Below are 1,340 nucleotides of genomic sequence, written 5' to 3' on the forward strand. Positions count from 1 at the left end.
AATAATATACTGTGTAAGATCTAGAATAATTGGCGGAATTTGTTATACGATACCAGCAATGGTGTGAAAGATGTGTAGTGTGTGAATGGAGCAGACATCAAAAGTTACTGAGTGATTTATTTGTATATGGAACATTAAATATTAATTTGATATATACCCAATAAACTTGAAAGTGCATGAGTAACCATTATTTATTAACTTGATTTATAACAATTAATTCCTGAATTAATCATGCATCTTGAAGTACCATGAGTATATATTTAAAATCCCATGCTCATATAATAAGTGAAAAATAATTTTACTTCATATAATAAGTTCTTTATTTAATTATTTTAAATTTTAATTTCTTTACAAACGTCAGGGGATAAATTTTTCATAAACAAGGAGTCTGACATGAAAGTTGCTATAATTGGGTGTGGAAATATTGTACTTAAAGAGCATATACCTGCTATGGTTTCGTTAGGCATTAAAATTTATGGCTTATGTGATTTATCTCCTAATAATATCGATGAGGCAAGGAGCTTACTTAACTATGAGGTTGCAGGTTTTTCGTGTTACAAAGAGCTTATCAATAAAGTAAAACCTGATACACTTCTGGTTGCATTACCTCATAATATGTATTATGAGGTATTGGATTATTGCAGCAATTTTCCCATGAAAATTATCAAAGAAAAACCGTTTGCACTTACATTATCTCAAGCGAAAATATTCAGTGATCTTTCACGTGGCAGAAATTTTAAAATTTTCACCGTTTGCCAGAAAAGATATACACCAGCATACGAAATCTTGAAATATGAAATAAAAAAATCTGAAGAAAAAATCTCTCAGTTAACTATAAGATATACTATTCCCAGCAAAAATCCAAATGGTAATTGGAGAAGCCAATATTCCACATCTGGAGGTGGTGTATGGCTGGATATGGGTTATCATGTTGTGGATATAATTAATTATCTTTTCGATGGTAAAGAAATTAAGATAAACCATGCCAGATTAATTAATTCTTCGTGCGGCGATTATAATGTTGATGATATAGCATTTGTTGAGCTTGAATGCGATGGGGTTATTATCTTTGCTTATATATCTTGTGTAGAGATTGAAAAGCATGAAGATGTCACTGCTTATGGTCAGAATGCAATATTCCATGCTGATAAGAAAAAAGTGAATATAAAAAATAAAAAGCAAGAGATTATAAAATCTATCGAAATTGAAAGTATTTCACCTTTCGTAAGAATGTATAAAGATTTTCTCTTTGATGGTGGAGAGGCAGGCTTTGAGCGAAATTTAAATAGTTCTATCGCTTTAATGCGTGTTTTAGAGCGCGCTTTTAAAAATAGTAACTT

Annotated in this window: 1 protein-coding gene; it reads left to right on the forward strand. The window is 30.5% G+C overall.

Annotated features, from left to right (window positions below):
• Positions 1 to 393: 393 nt before the first annotated feature.
• Positions 394 to 1,340 (forward strand): Gfo/Idh/MocA family protein (locus PSI15_RS18000; RefSeq protein WP_273584709.1); only part of this gene is annotated, 947 nt, incomplete at its 3' end.

This window comes from Xenorhabdus sp. PR6a (genome assembly GCF_028599065.1).
Lineage (GTDB): Bacteria > Pseudomonadota > Gammaproteobacteria > Enterobacterales > Enterobacteriaceae > Xenorhabdus > Xenorhabdus doucetiae.